This is a genomic window from Actinoplanes sp. TFC3 (assembly GCF_001553785.1).
Lineage (GTDB): Bacteria > Actinomycetota > Actinomycetes > Mycobacteriales > Micromonosporaceae > Actinoplanes.
Window position 1 is genome coordinate 3,635,748 of record NZ_LOJP01000001.1, and the last position, 16,936, is coordinate 3,652,683.

At 68.9% G+C, this 16,936-nt stretch carries 15 protein-coding genes; 9 read left to right on the forward strand and 6 right to left on the reverse strand.

The genetic code is table 11. The features are described from left to right. Positions 1-114 precede the first annotated feature (114 nt). The gene (locus TFC3_RS16370) at positions 115-1,521 is read left to right on the forward strand and encodes a DHA2 family efflux MFS transporter permease subunit (protein WP_067500594.1); all 1,407 of its coding nucleotides are present in this window, start codon (positions 115-117) and stop codon (positions 1,519-1,521) included. A 129-nt stretch (positions 1,522-1,650) separates the two neighbouring features. Here the strand turns inward: TFC3_RS16370 and TFC3_RS16375 are convergent, their stop codons facing one another. Further along, a complete protein-coding gene (locus TFC3_RS16375; RefSeq protein WP_067506854.1) occupies positions 1,651-2,571 on the reverse strand; it encodes an oxidoreductase in 921 nt (306 codons plus the stop codon). A gap of 101 nt (positions 2,572-2,672) precedes the next feature. On the opposite strand from TFC3_RS16375, the gene TFC3_RS16380 reads away from it, so the two are divergent. Further along, positions 2,673-3,533 (forward strand): helix-turn-helix transcriptional regulator, encoded by an 861-nt coding sequence (locus TFC3_RS16380; protein ID WP_067500596.1) that lies wholly within the window; start codon positions 2,673-2,675, stop codon positions 3,531-3,533. A gap of 6 nt (positions 3,534-3,539) precedes the next feature. Here the strand turns inward: TFC3_RS16380 and TFC3_RS16385 are convergent, their stop codons facing one another. From TFC3_RS16385 to TFC3_RS16395, 3 genes are all read right to left on the reverse strand, one after another. Continuing rightward, a complete protein-coding gene (locus TFC3_RS16385; protein WP_201787173.1) occupies positions 3,540-3,848 on the reverse strand; it encodes a hypothetical protein in 309 nt (102 codons plus the stop codon). Between the two features lies 1 nt (position 3,849). Continuing rightward, positions 3,850-5,619 (reverse strand): LamG-like jellyroll fold domain-containing protein, encoded by a 1,770-nt coding sequence (locus TFC3_RS16390; RefSeq protein WP_236718153.1) that lies wholly within the window; start codon positions 5,617-5,619, stop codon positions 3,850-3,852. A 91-nt stretch (positions 5,620-5,710) separates the two neighbouring features. Then, complete coding sequence (locus TFC3_RS16395) at positions 5,711-7,729, reverse strand: neutral/alkaline ceramidase (RefSeq protein ID WP_067500603.1); 2,019 nt, start codon at positions 7,727-7,729, stop codon at positions 5,711-5,713. A 127-nt stretch (positions 7,730-7,856) separates the two neighbouring features. On the opposite strand from TFC3_RS16395, the gene TFC3_RS16400 reads away from it, so the two are divergent. Both TFC3_RS16400 and TFC3_RS16405 read left to right on the forward strand, forming a co-directional pair. After that, positions 7,857-8,852 carry a LacI family DNA-binding transcriptional regulator gene (locus TFC3_RS16400; RefSeq protein ID WP_067500605.1) on the forward strand — a complete coding sequence of 332 codons (996 nt, stop codon included), beginning with the start codon at positions 7,857-7,859 and terminating at the stop codon, positions 8,850-8,852. A 68-nt stretch (positions 8,853-8,920) separates the two neighbouring features. Beyond that, entirely contained in the window at positions 8,921-9,199 is a 279-nt protein-coding gene (locus TFC3_RS16405; RefSeq protein ID WP_067500607.1) for an excalibur calcium-binding domain-containing protein, read from the forward strand. Between the two features lie 262 nt (positions 9,200-9,461). On the opposite strand, the gene TFC3_RS38030 is transcribed toward TFC3_RS16405, so the two are convergent. Next, a complete protein-coding gene (locus tag TFC3_RS38030) occupies positions 9,462-9,629 on the reverse strand; it encodes a hypothetical protein (protein ID WP_161952605.1) in 168 nt (55 codons plus the stop codon). A gap of 189 nt (positions 9,630-9,818) precedes the next feature. Here TFC3_RS38030 and TFC3_RS16415 point away from each other — a divergent pair, with 189 nt between their 5' ends. Continuing rightward, positions 9,819-10,445 (forward strand): hypothetical protein, encoded by a 627-nt coding sequence (locus TFC3_RS16415; RefSeq protein WP_067500611.1) that lies wholly within the window; start codon positions 9,819-9,821, stop codon positions 10,443-10,445. Continuing rightward, complete coding sequence (locus TFC3_RS16420; RefSeq protein WP_067500613.1) at positions 10,445-11,962, forward strand: glycosyltransferase; 1,518 nt, start codon at positions 10,445-10,447, stop codon at positions 11,960-11,962. Before TFC3_RS16415 ends, TFC3_RS16420 begins: the two co-directional genes overlap by 1 nt. A 52-nt stretch (positions 11,963-12,014) precedes the next feature. Here TFC3_RS16420 and TFC3_RS16425 read toward each other — a convergent pair whose 3' ends face one another. Beyond that, positions 12,015-13,055, reverse strand: coding sequence for a hypothetical protein (locus TFC3_RS16425; protein WP_067500615.1), 1,041 nt, complete (start codon positions 13,053-13,055; stop codon positions 12,015-12,017). A 500-nt stretch (positions 13,056-13,555) separates the two neighbouring features. Here TFC3_RS16425 and TFC3_RS16430 point away from each other — a divergent pair, with 500 nt between their 5' ends. The 3 genes from TFC3_RS16430 to TFC3_RS16440 are packed head-to-tail and all read left to right on the forward strand — an operon-like array spanning position 13,556 to position 16,709. Further along, on the forward strand, positions 13,556-14,884 hold the full coding sequence (locus TFC3_RS16430; RefSeq protein ID WP_067500617.1) for an extracellular solute-binding protein: 1,329 nt from the start codon (positions 13,556-13,558) through the stop codon (positions 14,882-14,884). Further along, positions 14,881-15,807 (forward strand): carbohydrate ABC transporter permease, encoded by a 927-nt coding sequence (locus TFC3_RS16435; protein ID WP_236718154.1) that lies wholly within the window; start codon positions 14,881-14,883, stop codon positions 15,805-15,807. The genes TFC3_RS16430 and TFC3_RS16435 overlap by 4 nt, the downstream gene beginning before the upstream one ends. Next, positions 15,804-16,709 carry a carbohydrate ABC transporter permease gene (locus tag TFC3_RS16440; protein WP_082772100.1) on the forward strand — a complete coding sequence of 302 codons (906 nt, stop codon included), beginning with the start codon at positions 15,804-15,806 and terminating at the stop codon, positions 16,707-16,709. Before TFC3_RS16435 ends, TFC3_RS16440 begins: the two co-directional genes overlap by 4 nt. Positions 16,710-16,936 lie beyond the last annotated feature (227 nt).

A 16,936-nucleotide genomic window follows, 5' to 3' on the forward strand; every position in this document is an offset into this window, starting at 1 on the left:
CCGCCAAAACTCATCAGGCACCGGTTCGCCACGGATCGGTTGACAAGTTATCAGTCGATAACTACATTCCTGGTTATCAGCGAATAACAACCAACCCGGACCGGAGTTCCCACCATGACCACGCTCGCCACCCCACCAGCCCCGGCGGCGCCGAAGACCCGCACACCCCGCCCCCTCGCCGCGGTCATCGCGGCAGTCGGCATCCCGACTTTCATGGTCACCCTGGACAACCTCGTGGTGACCACGGCGTTGCCGGTCATCAAGTCCGAACTGGGGGCTTCGCTCACCGACCTGCAATGGTTCGTGAACGCGTACACGCTGCCCTTCGCCGCCTTCCTGCTCACCGCCGCCGCCCTGGGTGACCGGCTCGGGCGGCGCCGGCTGTACATCGGGGGGCTCATCGTCTTCACGCTCGCCTCGGCTGCGGCGGCGCTGGCCACCGAGCCGTGGATGCTCACCGCCGCCCGGGCCGTACAAGGTCTCGGTGGTGCAGCCGTTGCGCCCTTGTCCTTGACGCTGCTGGCGCAAGCCGTGCCCGACCGCCTCCGGAGCGCCGCGGTGGGCATCTGGGGTGGCATCAGCGGGCTGGGGGTCGCGGTAGGACCGGTGGTGGGCGGCGCGGTCGTCGAAGGTTTGCACTGGTCGTTCATCTTCTGGCTCAACGTGCCGGTGGGCGTGGTCGCCGTGGTGCTCGCGGTGACGATCCTCAGCGAATCGCGCGGCGGTGCCCGCAAGCTCGACCCGCTCGGCCTGGTGCTGGCCGCCGCGGGCATGCTGCTGCTGGTCTGGGGCATCGTCGACGGACCCGGCCACGGCTGGACCTCGGCACGGGTGCTGGGCATGCTCATCGCCGGCGGCGGCCTGCTCATCGCGTTCCTGGCCTGGCAGCAGCGCAACACCACCCCGATGCTGCCGCTGACGCTGTTCCGCTCGCGGGGCTTCAGCCTGGTCAGCCTGGTCACGCTGACGTTCTCGGCCGGGGCTTTCGGCTCGGTCTTCCTGCTGGCCCAGTTCTTCCAGGTGGTGCAGGGTCTGAGCCCCCTGGAAGCCGGGGTACGAACGCTGCCCTGGACCGCCGCCCCCATGATCATCGCCCCGCTGGCCGGCATCTTCGCCGACCGGATCGGGCTGCGCACCCTGATCGTGGCCGGCCAGGTCTCGCTGGCCGCCGGCGTGCTCTGGATCGGGCTGGCCACCACCGCCACGGCAAGCTACGGCGACCTGGTCGTGGCGTTCGCGCTGGCCGGCATCGGCATGGGTCTGACCTTCGCGCCGATCAGCACCATGGCTTTGGCCAGCGTCAGCGAACAACAACGCGGTGTCGCGTCCGGAGCCAACAACACGATCCGCGAGCTCGGCGTGGCCGTGGGCGTGGCCGCGCTCGCCTCGATCTTCACCTCCAACGGCGGCTACACCAGCCCGCAGTCGTTCGTGGACGGCCTCCGCCCCGCGGTGATCGCCGGCGCGCTGATCATCGCGGCCGGGGCGCTGATCGGGCTCTGGCTGCCCCGGCGCCGTTGAATTGTCATGCCCCGCTGACAGCTTCGGGCCGTGCGCATCCGGCTGGCCGCCGCCCAGATCCTGCTCGACAAGGTGCGCCACCACCGCGCCGAGGCGTTCTCCCACCCCGGTGCGCTGTTCGGGCAGCTGTCATGAGGGCCGGTCGGCGGCCGGCACCGGGAGGTAGCTGACGCCGGTCAGCTCCTCGGCCGCTGCCCAGAGCCGCTGCCCGACAGCCGGGTCGGCGGCTTCCCGGCTGAGTCGTGCCTCAGTCACCCGCCCCCCGGTCTCCCACAGCCCGGCCGGCCCGAAGAACTGACCACCTCGCACCTCAGGGTCGGTCGCGGCGCGCAACTGCGGCAGCGCGCCCTGCTCCACCGGCTGCGTCGCGATCAACCCGATCCGCGCGATCATCCGGCCCAGGCGGGCCCGGTGCTCCCAGGCCCGCGGGGTCAGGTTGGTGCGGGTCAAACCGGGGTGGGCCAGCGTGCTGACGATCGGCGACCCGGCCGCACGCAGCCGGCGGTCGAGTTCGAGGCCGAAGACCGTGGTGGCCAGCTTGGACCGGCCGTACGCGGCAGGCGCCCGATAGCTGCGCTCGGACATCAGATCGCCGAAGTCCAGATGCGCGTTCTTGTGGGTGATCGAACTGAGGTTGACCACCCGCGGTTCGCGCCCGGCCGCGAGCCTGCTGAGCAGCAGGCCGGTCAGCGCGAAATGGCCAAGCAGGTTGGTGGCGAACTGCAGCTCGAAGCCGTCCACGGAGGTGCGGCGCGGGCCGAGCAGCACCACGCCGGCGTTGTTCACCAGCAGGTCGACGCGGGGCAGCCCGGCGGCGAAACGGCGGACGTCGTCGAGCGAGGCCAGATCGAGCCGGCGTACCTCGACGCTGCCCGCGATCCGGCGAGCGGCCTGCTCCCCCGCGGCGACGTTGCGCACCGCGAGCACGACATGCGCGCCGTGGCGGGCCAGCTCGGTGGCGGTGACCAGGCCAAGCCCGGAGTTCGCGCCGGTTACCACGGCGGTCCGCCCGGTTTGGCGGGGAATGCAATCGGTGGTCCATGCAGTCATGCCGAGCACGTTAGGATCGCCGGGCACCGGTTCCGTCGTACCCGGTTGCCTAGGTTTGCCGGACCTACCTTGCCGCTCCCGGCAGGCGGCAGACTAGGAACATGATTCATCCGTACGCCCGCGAGCTCGGCGATTTCCTGCGCGCCCGCCGCAACCGCCTGCGCCCGCAGGACGTGGGTCTCGAGCCCGGCGGCCGGCGCAAGGTCACCGGGCTGCGGCGTGAGGAACTTGCTCTGCTGGCCGGGCTGAGCACCGACTACTACCAGCGGATGGAACAAGGCCGGGAGGTACGCCCGTCCGACGACGTCCTCGATGCCATCGCCGGGGCGCTCGACCTGGACGGCGACGAACGCCGCCACCTGTTCGCCCTGGCCCACGCCGCCCGCCGGCCCCTGCCGCAGCGGCCCGACCGGGGCGCGGAGCAGGTGCCCGCCGGCACGCACCGGCTGCTGCAGGTCCTGGACACCCCGGCGCTGGTGCTCGGCCGGCACCTCGACCTGCTCGCCTGGAACCCGCTGACCGAGGCACTGCTCGGTGACCCGACCGGCTACCCGCCGCAGCGGCTCAACATGCTCCTGCTGCTGTTCGACGACACCCGCACCGCCGAGCGCACCTGCCCCGGCTGGGAGCAGCAGGCCCTGGACTACATCGGCATGCTGCGCGCCGCGGTAGCCACCGACCCCACCCATCCCCGCGCCACCGCGATCGTCGGCGAGCTGAGCATCCGCAGCCCCGAGTTTCGCCGCTTGTGGTCCCGCCACGACGTGCGCACCTCGGTCACCGGCACCAAAACCTTCCGCGTCCCCGAGGTCGGCGACATCAGCCTGGACTGGGACACCTATCCGCTGCCGGGCAACCCGGGTCCGGTCATGCTGGTCTTCACCACCGAACCGGGCAGCCCCGACGCGGACCGCCTGCACCTGCTGGCCGCCCTGCACGCCACCCGATCCGCGCGGCGCTGAACCGGCTCAGGAGACGAACTCCACCTCCCGGAACGCCGCGCTCGGGCCTTCGAGCAACCGCTGCCGCTGCCCGCGCAGGTGCAGGTCGAAGAAGGCGAGCGGATACGCCTGCTGGATCCGTACCGCCCGGGCCGGGTTGAAGTCGCCGATCCAGTCGTGCAGCCAGTCCTCACCCATCCCGGCGATCCGGGCCAGTTGCGGCATCAGCCACTGGGTGTCGCCGTACACGGTGGCCGGCGGCTGCGACAGCATCGGGCCGTCCAGGCTGAGCCCGGCTCGTACCCGCCCTTGGCGGGCTCGGAATCGAGGCCGCACACTAGGAGATGCTCACCCAGGCGTCGTCGAGGCTGCCGTGGAACTGGTCGTTGTTCTCGCTGGTGCCCTTGCCGCCCAGGCTCAGCGGCTGGGTGGTGATCACCGACAGGCCGGCCGGGATGGTGGTGCTGCCCTCGGTCCTGCCGTCGACCAGGATGGTGACCGTGGCACCGGCGCGGCGGCACTCAACCGTGTGCCAGGAGCCGTCGGAGATGGACGCGCCGGCCTTGGCCACGTAGATCTTGGTGGCGTCCTTGTCGCTGAACACGCAGCTCGGCTTGCCGGACACCCCGTCGGCCTGCAGCTTGTACTGCCCGCCGGCGGTGGAGTAGCCCTTCTGCAGGATGTTCTCGCCCGACGACGTCTCGGCCGGGGACAGCAGCACCGACGCACCGAAACGCAGGACCCGGCTGCCCGGGTTGAGCGCGGGGCTGTCCTTGGCCTGCAACACCACGCGCGGGCAGTCGGCGCCTCTGCACTTGGGCGGGAAGGAGACGGCCTGGCCGCGCCCGTGCGGGACCGGCTTGAGCGTGCCGTTGTTGACCCCGGATACCCGCAGCGTGTTGCCGTTGCCCGAGCCGTCGTCGTAGCTGGCGTCGGCGACCGTGGAGTCGAAGTTGTAGGAGGCCACGACCGGTGACGGCGGTGCGGGCGGCAGCGCGCTCTCGGTGACGATGGTACCGAACGCTGCGTAGCGCTTCTGAGTGGTGTCACCGATGGTGGTGAAGTCGCCGCCGACGCTGAGCAGGCCGGAGTCCAGGTTGCCGTCCATGGCCCGCACCCCGGCCACGCCGTTGGCCTGCGGCGCCCAGCCGGTCAGGTTGCCGGTCTGGTCCACGGCGGCGAGTTTGACCCGCGGGACCGAGCCGTCGGTGCACGTACCCTTCGCGCCGTTGTTCGTGGTGGTGCAGGCCTTGTCGAAGTGACCGCCGACGTAGGTGATGCCGTCGATGGTGGCGATCGCCTGGGCGTCACCGTCGAACACCCGGGTCCAACGCGCCTGACCGGCGAACGTGTAGGCCACGGCCCGTCCGCCCTGCCCGCCGAGGGCGGCATGGACCCCGTCGGCGTCCGTCGAGAGCGCGAACACCTGCGACACCGGCTTGGGCAAGAAGTCCCTGTACAGTACGCCCGAAGCACCATCGACCGCCGTCAGCCGCAGCGTCGAGCTGACCCCGTTGGTCTTGTGGAAACCACCACCGAGGTAGACCCGGCTCCCCCGCACGGCGAGCGCGTTGACGGTGTCGTCGGTCGTGGGTGCCCAGTTGTCCAGGGCGCCGGTGCTGGTGCTGAACGCGGCGAGGTTCGCGCGGGGTGCGTTGTCCACCGAGGTGATCCGGCCGCCGACGTAGAGCCGGCCGTTACCCACCGCGAGCGCGTTGGGCCGGCCCAGCACGGCGTGCTTGAGCGGACCGGCCACGCCGGTGGTGGCGTCGATGGCCGCGATCGCGTCGCGCGACAGGTCGGCGACCTTGCCGAAGTCCCCGGCGGCGTAGACCGTGCCGCCGTCGGTGGCCAGCGCGCGCACGGTTGCGTCGGCGCCGGGATTCCAGTCGAGCAGCTTGCCGGTGCGGGCGTCGAACGCCGCCAGCCGCGAGCGCGTCACCGTCTTGCCGCTGATCACCGCGCCGGTGAACGAGCCACCCACGTACACCGTGTCACCGGCGTGGGCGACGGCGAACACCGGGCCGTTGAACGACGGCGCCGGGGCCGGGGTGCCGGACATGACCCCGGCCAGGGCCACTCCCCCGGCGCCGAGCAGGGCGGTCACCACGGAGAGGATGACCGCCCGGCGGACGGGGGACTTCAGGCGAACTCGATCTCTGCGCACACCCGGTTCCAACGGGCCGGCGCTGTTTGGGTCACGGGGTGACTTGGAAGGCTCTGCTCGTACCGGTGAAGGGGGTTATCGATCCGGTCAGGCTCTTCGCATCGCCATGGTGGATGATCCGGTACGTTCCGGGCTCGGCGGTGCGCGGAATGCTCCACGTGACCTGCGCGGTCGACACGCCCAGGTATTCACGCTTCCAGCGGTAGATCGTCTGCCATTCCGAATCCGTGGAAACCGTGCTCCACGTGGTTCCGGTCTGGCGTTGCACCTCGAGGAACGTGCCTTCGTTGCGCAGGTTGTTGTTGGGGTGCCCGGTGACGAAATCGACCTGCACCTCGGCGCCGCGGGAATAGGTGGCGGCGGGCTGGGTGATGACGCTGCCGAACTGCTTGCCCAGCGGCGGGGTGTCCAGGACAACGCCGGGTCGCACGCTGATCCGGTTCTGCGGCAAGGCGGGCGGCTGGGCGGTGCTCGGCGTGGGCTGGCCGTCGCGCAAGGCGGCAGCGAGTTTCGCCAACTCCTGCGCGTACGCCGATTGGGTGTAGCGGCCGAAATGTGTTGCCGCGCCCTCGTAGTGCTGCAGGTCGTATTCCTCGGGGGTGGCGACATAGCCTGCGTACGCGTTGGCGTATCCGGCCAGGATCTGGTGGGTGGCGACGCCGTTCAGTTGCGCGTTCACGGCGTCACGCACGCGTTGCCCGCTGACGATGGTGAACTCGCCCGGGGCGGTCGTCAGCGCCAATTGGCCGATGCGCAGGATCTGCAACGGCATGATCTGCGGGGTCCAGGGCGGGTTCTGGCTGCCGGTGCCGAGGAAGACGTCCTTGGGTGCCTGGCACGCGCGCACCCAGGCGGGGGTCGGGTTCACCACGATGCCCGCGACCAGCAGCAACGGGTTGGTGTTGAGGTCCCCCTCGTCGACGATCGGCGGGCCGGGACCGTCCTCGGCGCCGGCGGTGAAGTTCTGGCCCAGCGCGCCCGGGCAGGTGCGGTGCGGCTGGCCGTCCGGCGTGTACGCGCCGGCCACCTGAACGTTGGAGAAGTCGACGTACCGGCCGCGTGCGTCGATCGGCCCGCTCAGTTCCTCGGTGGCGTTCGCAAACAATTCCTGCGCCTTGCCGGCCTGCAACTGACCGATGATGCGGGTGTTCTCGAACTCGTTGCCGGTCGGTCCCTTGGCACCACCGTCCCGCAGGTTCGGCGACATGTCCCCGGCATTGGTCTGCGCGAAAGCGGCGACGAAGTCACCCCGATCCGCCCACGTGACGTGGTGCACGCCGGATTCGATGGCGTGGCTCGCGTACCCCTTGTTGTCGGCACTGATCAGATGGTTGGACGGGGTCATCGAGGTGCCGTGGGTGGCGAAGAAGTCGAGCATGCCGACCGGGGTGCCGTTCTGCTCGAAACGCAGCACGCTCATCCGGGTGTCCACCGCGTTCGGGAACCTGGCTCTGTCGGCGGCTGGGTTGTTGGTGAACGCCGCGAGCGACCGGTTCACATTGGCACCCGTGAGCGTACCCTCGGCGAATTTGACCTTGCCGGGTTTGAGGTTGGCATCGGCGGCGTCGACCGCGCGCACAATGCCCGACACCATTGCCTCGAAAACCGGCGCCTCGAAACCGAGCGTGGTCAGGTTGTAGAGGGTGTACTCGTCGAATCCGCCGGGCCCGGAATGCGTGTGGGTCGCGGTCAACGTCAGATTCTGATCCGTGTACGCGGTGCCGTGCTTGGCCTTGAGCCGTTTGAGGACCTCCACTTGTACGGCCTGGGTGACGAAGTCGGCCTCGGTGCTGACGAAGGCGACTCGGTGATCGGTGGCATCGGCGACCACGAAGGCTCGCGCCCACTGGCGGGATGCGAGGCCGGATGTGGTCTGAGCAGGATCGGCGTAACCGAGCATGCCGACCTCCGCGGGCTCCCCGGTCATGTCCCCGATCCCGACTCCGACGCGGTAACTGCTCGCTTGCGGGGCGGCTTGCGCTGGGGCGGGCATCAAGGTGAGGGTGGCGGTGGCAAGACAGGCGATGAGGCGGTGGGGGGACAAGAGCACCTCCGGACAATGACGAAGGTCGATGACGTACGGCAGATGCTAATAGGTTTCACGTTTGCCCGCAGAAGCTGTGAAATACTTCCGGCATCAACCTCCGAAAGTTACGACGCCGCCCGAGGAGCAGCCCGTGGCCCGCGTGACCATCGCCGCGATCGCAAGTGAGGCCGGTGTCTCCGTCCCCACCGTCTCCCGCGTGCTCAACGGCCGCGCCGACGTGGCCCCGCAGACCCGCGAACTGGTCGAGAAGCTGCTCAAACAGCACGGATACCGCCGCCGGGCGTCACGCCAGCGGCCCGGCCGGGCCGCCCTGGTCGACCTGGTCTTCAACGACCTGGACAGCCCCTGGGCGGTCGAGCTGATCCGCGGCGTCGAGGACGTCATGCACGCCGCCGGCGTCGGCACCGTCGTCTCCGCCGTGCACCGCCGCTCGGCTGCGACCCGGCAATGGCTGCAGAACCTGTACGCCCGCCAGTCCGACGGCGTCATCTTCGTAACCTCGGACCTGACCACCCCGGTGTACGCCGAACTGCAGCGCCTCAACATCCCGGTCGTGGTGGTCGACCCGGCCGGCGGCGCCCCCCTGGACATCCCCACCATCGGCGCCACCAACTGGGCAGGCGGCCTGTCGGCAACCCAGCACCTGACCTCGCTGGGCCACCGCCGCATCGGCTTCATCGCAGGACCCAAGCAACTGCTGTGCAGCCGCGCCCGCCTCGACGGCTACCGCGCCGGCCTGGAATCATCGGATCCGGCGCTGATCCGCGAGGGCGACTTCATGTACGAATCGGGTTACACCGGCGGCATGTCGCTGCTGGAGCTGGAGACGCCACCCACCGCGGTGTTCGCCTCCAGCGACACGATGGCTCTAGGTGTCTATGAAGCCGCGCGGCACAAGGGGTTGCGGGTACCGGACGACCTGAGCGTGGTCGGCTTCGACGATCTGCCGGAGGCCCGGTGGGCGTCGCCGCCGCTGACCACGGTCCGGCAGCCGCTGGCCGAGATGGGCGGGCTGGCGGCGCGAACGGCGCTGCGGCTGGCCCAGGGAGCGGAGATCGAGGCGCCGCGTGTCGAGCTGTCGACGGAATTAGTGGTACGGGACAGCACCGCGCCCCCGCGTACCTGATCTGCTGTCCGTCAGGTACGGGTGCGGGCCGACACCTGCGGCCCGCTTCGCCGTTCGAAGGGTTCTTCATGACTCGCAAGCTCGCCAGCGTCGTCCTCGCCGGCCTTCTGGCCGGGGGCGGCTTCGGTGTGGTCGCCGGCCCCGCCGAGGCTGCTCCCAAGAAGTTCAAGAACTGCACCGAGCTGAACAAGAAGTACAAGCACGGCGTGGGCCGCAAGGGCGCCAAGGACAAGGTGTCCGGCTCGTCGAAGCCGGTCACGACGTTCAAGGTCGACACGGCGCTCTACAACGCGAACAAGAGCAAGCTGGACCGCGACAAGGACGGCATCGCCTGCGAGAAGCGCTAGCTGCTCAACGGGTACGGCCGGCGTCATCGTCGAGCGACCGCAGCCACTTGGCGCACGAGTAGCCGACGTCGCTCATGGTGTATTCGATGGCGCTGGTCCGTACCTCCTCGACAAGCCCCATGCCGGAAAGCTGCCGCCGGATCATCCCCGCGGCCGCCTCGAGCCTGCGCGACTCCAGCACCGTGACCACGGATAGCCGCCGGCCTCGAACCGCTTGATGTACTCGACCAGGTCGGTGGTCACCAACGGGCGCTGCCGCCGATCAGGCGCTCGGGCTGCCGGGGCATACCTCGCCCCAGCCGAGTGCATCCCTGAAGCCGTCGTGCTCGGCGTTGCTGTGCGAGAGCGTCAGGGTCGACTGCTGTCCCCGCGTGGCCAGGATGCCGTCCCAGCCCTTGTCCGGTTCGTTGCGGATCTGCTGCACGATCATCGGCTCCCGGTCGCGGACGATGACGATGCCCTTGCCGGGCGCACGCGGCCGACCCTAGCTGCCGGGCGCCCCCGGCGCTGCCCGGTCACTTCTGCGTTGCAGCCGGGGAGCAGAAACCCTCAACTGCCGCCGGTGGGCGCCGACAAACTCTGCGACCCCCTGGCCGTACCGAACCACAGGACACGCCGTATGAAACGTACCTTTCGCGTCCCCCGAGCTGTGGCAGTCGGCACGGCAGTCGCCGTGCTCGGCGCCGGCCTGACCGGCTGCAGCAGCCTCACCGAGCTCACCAGCAGCAGCAAACCGCTGCTCGGCGGCACCTCCACCAAGAGTCCCACCCCGAGCCCGAGTGTCAGCGCAAGCGTCAAGCCCCCGGTGCGCCCCAGTGGCCCGCTGGACACCGGCACGGTGACGCACCGGCTCAAGCAGGGCAACTTCACCGTCCAGCTGACGTACTGGACGGGCGACAACGCGAAGCTGTACACCGCCGCGTCGACGAAGACCATCAATGTTGCCGCGCACATCGAGGATGCCGACAACACCCACCGGATGAGCGTGAGCACGTTCCAGGTCACCCAGGATGACGGCACGAAGCGGGCCGTGGCGGCCACCGACAGCGGCAAGTTCGACGTGACGCCGCCGTACCCCTACGACACGGTGGTGACGCTGCCTGCCGCCACGGCGGGGGCCACGAAGCTCACGCTCACGGTGCGGCTGGACCTGCTGGTCGAAACCGAGCCGGACTCGAACAGCTTCTACCGCTCCACCGCGCTCGACACCCTGACCCTGCCGCTGCTCACGAATGGTGCCAGTTGATGACCGATTCCAGCCCCGGACTGCGCCGGGCCACCGACCGCCAGATCCTGGTGCCGCGCAGCGCCAAGGCGGGCCCGCTCGCGCTGCCGCCAGCCGTGCCGCAACTGGCCGAGCTCGAAGCCGTGGAGACGGTGGTCGGCGAGATCGCGGCCGCGGCCACCAACGCCACCCCGCGCAACGCCACCATCAGCTGCATCATCCCCTGCTACAACGAGCAGGAAACGATCGCCGACGTGCTGCGCAGCATCCTGGCGCAGACCCGGCTGCCCGACGTCGTGCACGTCATCATCAACAACACCGACGACGACACCCCCGAGATTGCCCGTACGTTCGAAGGTCGCCACATCCGTACCGTCAAAGGCGAGGACTTTGTCACGACGGTGCACGTACATGACATGGGCGTCAACCCGGACAAGAAGGTCGGCGCACTCAACTACGGCTACTTCCTGTCCCGCGGGTTCGACTACATCCTGGGCGTGGACGGCGACACGACGCTGGCCCGCGACGCCGTGGAGCGCCTCGAGCTGGAGATGACCGACGACCCGCGCATCGGCGGGCTCAGCGCCATCTACAGCATCGACAAGAGCCGCTACAAGGGGTTGATGGCCCGCTTCCTGATCGCCGGGCAGCGCGCGCAGTTCGGCGCGTTCAACATGGACAACCTGCTGCGCGGGCGCAACATGGCGGTGCTCGGCGGGCAGTGCAGCCTGTTCAGCATCCGCGCGCTGGAGATGGTGATGGTCCGCCACCACCAGCAGGCGCCGTGGGTGCGCGACAGCGAGGTCGAGGACAGCAAGCTCTCGCTGCAGATCAAGGACGCCGGTTTCAGCACGAAGATCAGTGCCACGGCCCGCGCGTACGTCGGCCCGATGACCAACCTGCGAGCGTTGCACGGTCAGCAGGTCAAGTGGAACTTCGGCGCCATCGACCTGTTCTGGCCCGGCCAGCGCGGCGACAACAAGGGTCAGCCCCTGCACCCCAACCTGCGGCTGCGCTGGTACGAGAACATCTCCATGGGCTTCAACATCGCCTCGCGGCTGGGCTTCCTGCTGCTGCTGGTGGCCGCGCTGTCGATCCACGCGTTCGTGTTCAACCCGATCTGGCTGATCCCCCCGGCCGTCGCAGCCCTGCTGAACCTGCGCCTGGCCCTGGCAATGAAGGACAAGAGCGCTTCGGACATCCTGTACGCCGCCCTGGCCTTGCCCGCCGAGATCTACATGTGGGTCCGGATGGGGCACTTCGTCTCCGCGTGGGCACAGTTCCTGGCCCAGACCGACAAGGACAACTGGGCCGCGCAGGCCAACGCCGAGAAGGGCAAAGGCTCGGCGTACGTGATGCCCTTGGTCGTCCTGCTGGCCATCACCGGCGGTGCGATCTACGCCTGGAGCCAGCAGAGCCTGGGCGTGCAGTCGGCGATCCTGTCGCTGGGCTGGCCGGTGCTCTACATCGCCACCATCGCCCAGACCGTGTTCATGGCGCGCAAGCTGGTCCGCCGGCACCGCGGTTTCGCCGTCTGAGCAGCGTGCCCGGCCGATCGGGCCTGATCGGCCGGGCAGCTCCAGCAGTGGATCAGTCGACCACGCGCGGGGCGACCCGGTCGGCTTCCTTGAGCGCCGCGGCGGCGCTGGAGTACGGGTTGTAGGAGTACGAGCGCGCCAGCGTGCCCGGCACGGTGAAGTACTCGACCGACAGTTTTGCCGGGTCGGTGGCGATCTCGCCGCGTCCGGGCACGTCGTTGCCGTCGTCCCAGCCCCACGGCGCGTTCGCCGAGTTGGTGCCGCAGGAGTACGTACCCTTGCCGCAGTCACCGCTGGCGTCTCCGGCAAACGTGCCGAGCGAGGCGAACAGGCTGGGGTTGTTGCGCTGCGCCCACAGTCCGCCGTCGGCGAAGATATCGATCAGGGCGTACTGCACGTCGCGGTCGTTGCCGCTGGCCGGCGTCTCCGCGGTGGTCGACGGGTAGTAGATGATGCCGTCGCCGTTGATGGTGTACTGCGGGTAGGCCTTGAGCCCGTGACCCTGCGGCTGCTGCGCGGTCACCGGGTGCTGGAACGAGTCGTGCGGCGAGGACTGCAGCTGCACGGTGCCGTCGATGCTCTCCTTGCCGTTGGTCCAGGTGCTACCCGCCGGGGTGTACGAGTAGAAGTCGGTGTGCGCCACCGTCACCATCGAGCGCAGCTTGCCGTAGTCGGTGCCGTCCTTCTCGACCGCGAGGGTGAGGCCCTCGCCGTCGTTCTCATGCTCGGTCTCGAAGAACGGGTGGTCGACCCAGTCGCGCGGGTGGAAGAAGAAGTACGTGATGAACCAATGGCTGCCGGTCTCCACCACCGAGTAGTACACGTTGGCCGCGAACGACACGTCGCCGGCCGGCGCGCGGTCCCAGTTGTTGCGCCCGTTGAGGTCGCCGTCGTAGTCGACAGCGGTCAGGTAGTCGGACTTGCCGCCCAGCGCGTGGCTGCCCGTGGCGTCGACGTCCTGGTAGTGGATGGGTGCCCAGCGCAGTGCGAGCTGGGCCCGGCTCACCGCCGCGTGCGCCGGTGCCGGCGCGACAACGCCGGCGAAGCCGAGCACTGCGCCGAGGACGGCCGCGATTCTGCCCTTGACGGACATGTGTTCTCCCGCTGTCAAAGAGATGGACCGATCGAAATTTAGAAGATCGTTGACGGCGGGTACGTGTCCACGGGGCGAAGAACTCGTGCATGCCATCCGGCCAAACGGGTGAGCCCCCCGGGCCCATTACCTAGACGATCGTCGATATTGCACCTCGGCTCCGGGAGAAGATCGGAAATTCCGGAGGGCGGGCGGCCCGGCTGCGCATTCCGATCGTCGTGGTGGATCCGGCGGCCAGCGCCGGAGCCGGGGCGCCGGCGGCATGGGGCCTGGCTATCCCGGCCGATGACACGCGGTAGCAGCGCGAGCCTCTGAAAGTTCCAGACGTACCTTCCGAGCCGCCCACCGCAGTTGGGAGCGATTCCACCTGTGCTGCCAGAACGCGGTCGCACCCCTTGACAGCGTGTTCGACGAAATCTACCTTGACGAAACCTCTCGATAACTTACGCATGGGTTCCGAAACTTTCAGCGAAGTCAGCACTCAATGAGTGGAGACACACGTGAATCCCTCCCCCCTGTCCCGCCGCTCGTTCCTCAGCCTTGTCGCGGGCACCAGCGCCGCCGCCACCCTCGCGGCGTGCGGCAGCTCGGGGCCCAGCGGACCCGGCAGCGGCGACGCCGGAGCGGCGGACTACTGGTTCCTCAGTGGACAGCCACAGGAGAACATCCGGGCCGGCGCCGTCGACCGCTTCGGCAAAGCCAACGACAACAAGATCACCTCGGCGGCGTTCCCCAACGACGCCTACAAGGCGAAGATCAAGACCGCGCTCGGTGCCGGGCAGGCACCGACGATCATCTGGGGCTGGGGTGGCGGCGGGCTCAAGAGCTACGTCGAGGCCGGGCAAGTCGAGGACCTGACGTCCTGGTTCACGGAGAACGCCGCGGTCAAGGACCGGCTGTTCCCGGCGTCGTTCGGCCCGGCCACCATCGACAACAAGATCTACGCGATGCCGGCCGAGACCGTGCAGCCCATCGTGCTGTTCTACAACAAGGAAGTCTTCGACAAGGCCGGGGCGCAGCCGCCGCAGTCCTGGGCCGACATCATGAACCTGGTCCAGGTGTTCAACACCAAGAAGATCGCACCGTTCTCGCTGGGCGGGCAGTCGCGCTGGACCAACATGATGTGGCTGGAGTTCCTGTTCGACCGCATCGGCGGCTCCGAGGTGTTCCAGGCGGCGTTCGAGGGCGAGAAGGAAGCCTGGTCGCACCCCGCAGCCAAGGAAGCGCTGACCAAGATGCAGGACCTCATCCGCGCCGACGGCTTCGTCAAGGGCTTCTCGTCGATCGCCGCGGACACCAACGCCGACCAGGCGCTGCTGTTCACCGGCAAGGCCGCGATGATGCTGCACGGGTCGTGGACGTACCAGAGTATGAACACTGACGGCGGGGACTTCGTCTCGGGCGGCAAGCTCGGCTACTTGACCTTCCCGCCGGTCGAGGGGGGCAAGGGCGACCCGAGTGACACCGTCGGCAACGCCGGGCAGTACCTGTCGATCTCCGCCAAGGCCAGCGCCGAGCAGAAGGCCACGGCGAAGAAGTTCTTCCAGAGCGGGGTGCTCGACGACACCGAGATCCAGCAGTGGATCGACTCCGGCGCGGTGCCCATCGTCAAGGGCACCGAAGCCAAGCTGGCCGCCTCCACGGACGCCGCGTTCCTCAAGTTCATCTACGACACGGCCTCCGGGGCCAAGGTGTTCGCGCAGTCCTGGGACCAGGCGCTGACCCCGACCGCCGCGGAGACCCTGCTGGACACGATCGCCAAGTTCTTCCAGCTCTCCATCGGCCCCGACCAGTTCATCCAGACCATGAACGGAACGATCGGCAAGTGAGCACGTTCGCTGCGCCGGCCGTACGGGCCGAGCCGGGCACTTCCGGATCGGGCGGGCGCAGCGGCCCGGTCGCCTGGATGGCGGCGCCCGCGCTGGCGATGTTCGTCGCCTTCGCCGTGGTGCCGCTGCTCGGCGTGCTCGCGCTCAGCTTCACCTCCTGGGACGGCATCCGCGACATCACCCCCTCCGGGCTGAACAGCTGGCGTGCGGTGCTGACCGATCCGCAACTGCCGCACGCCATCGGGGTCACCTTCCTGATCATGGCGTTGTCCTGGCTCGTGCAGACCCCGCTGAGCCTGCTCATCGGCGTGTTCCTGGCCGGCCGGCAGCGCTACCGTGAGCTGCTCGCGGTGCTGTACTTCATCCCGCTGCTGCTCAGCTCGGCCGCGATCGCCATCACGTTCAAGGCGCTGCTCGACCCCAACTTCGGGCTGGGTAACGGCTTGCAGCTCGCCGTGCTGCAGCAGGACTGGCTGGGCAAGGGCCACCTCGCGGTCGGCGTGGTCGTCGCGGTGGTGTCGTGGCAGTACGTTCCGTTCCATGCCCTGATCTATCAGGGCGGAGTGCGGCAGATCCCGGATTCGCTGTACGAGGCCGCGCAGCTCGACGGCGCCGGGCGGATCCGGCAGTTCTTCAGCATCACCCTCCCCCAGCTCAGGTACACGATCATCACCTCGTCGACGCTGATGGTGGTCGGCTCGCTGACCTTCTTCGACCTGATCTTCGTGCTGACCGCCGGCGGCCCGGCCGACGCCACCCGGATGCTGGCCGTGGACATGTACCAGCGCGGCTTCCAGGCCACCCTGATGGGCCCGGCCAGCGTGATCGCGGTGATCCTGGTGCTCATCGGCCTCGGCCTGGCGCTGCTGCTGCGCCGCCTCGGCGGGGGCAAACCCGACGACAGCCAACTCGAAGGAGTATGACGGTGGCCTCCACTCTCACCCGGGGCGGCCACCGCACCCCCGTCGTCACCGCGGATGCCACCACCCCGGCCGGCCGCCGGGTCCGTGGGCGCAACTGGTTCGGCGGCGCAGCGGCGTGGATCTGGCTCGTGCTGATCATGGTGCCGATCTACTGGATCGTCATCACCAGCCTCAAGACGCGCGGCACCTACTTCATCCAGAACCCGCTGGTGCCCCCGAGCGACCCGACCTTCGGCAACTACAAGCTGGTCGTCGAGTCGGGCTTCGTGCGCTACTTCGTCAACAGCGCCATCGTGACGGCCGGGGCGGTGCTGCCGGCCACGCTGATCTCCTTCATGGCGGCGTACGCGATCGTGCGGGCCGGCGGGCGCAGCCGGTTCCTGCGCTGGGCCAACTCGCTGTTCCTGATGGGGCTGGCTGTGCCGCTGCAGGCCACCATCATCCCGGTCTACCTGATCATCATCCGGCTGCGCATGTACGACACCCTGGCCGCGATCATCCTGCCCTCGATCGCCTTCGCCATCCCGTTGTCGGTGCTCGTCCTGTCCAATTTCGTCCGCGACGTACCCCGCGAACTGTTCGAAAGCATGCGCGTGGACGGCGCGACCGAGTGGGGCACGCTGTGGCACCTGGCCTTCCCACTGACCCGCCCGGCGCTGGCCACCGTGATGATCTACAACGGGCTGGGCATCTGGAACGGCTTCCTGCTCCCGCTGATCCTGACCCAGAGCCCGGATCAGCGGACCATCCCGCTGGCCCTGTGGACATTCCAGGGCCAGTTCGGCGTCAACGTGCCGGCGGTGGCCGCCTCCGTCGTGCTGACCACCATCCCGATCGTCATCCTGTACGCCATCGGCCGGCGCCAGTTGCTGAGCGGCCTGACCGCGGGCTTCAGCAAGTAGCGCTCAGGGTTTCGCAGGGATTCCTCTCGTGCAGCGGCGAGGTCGCCAGCACCGAGACGCACACCTACGCCCTCTACACCGTGGGCGGCGGCCCGGTGCGCTCGGCCACGATCACCGTCTCGGCGAAGGTGCTCGACCTCGGCAAGCAGACGTCATGGCGCTCGTCATCGGCTGCGCGGCCGCGGGCCCGGAGTTCTTCGCGGGAACGGGGGCTGTGTCCGTACCGT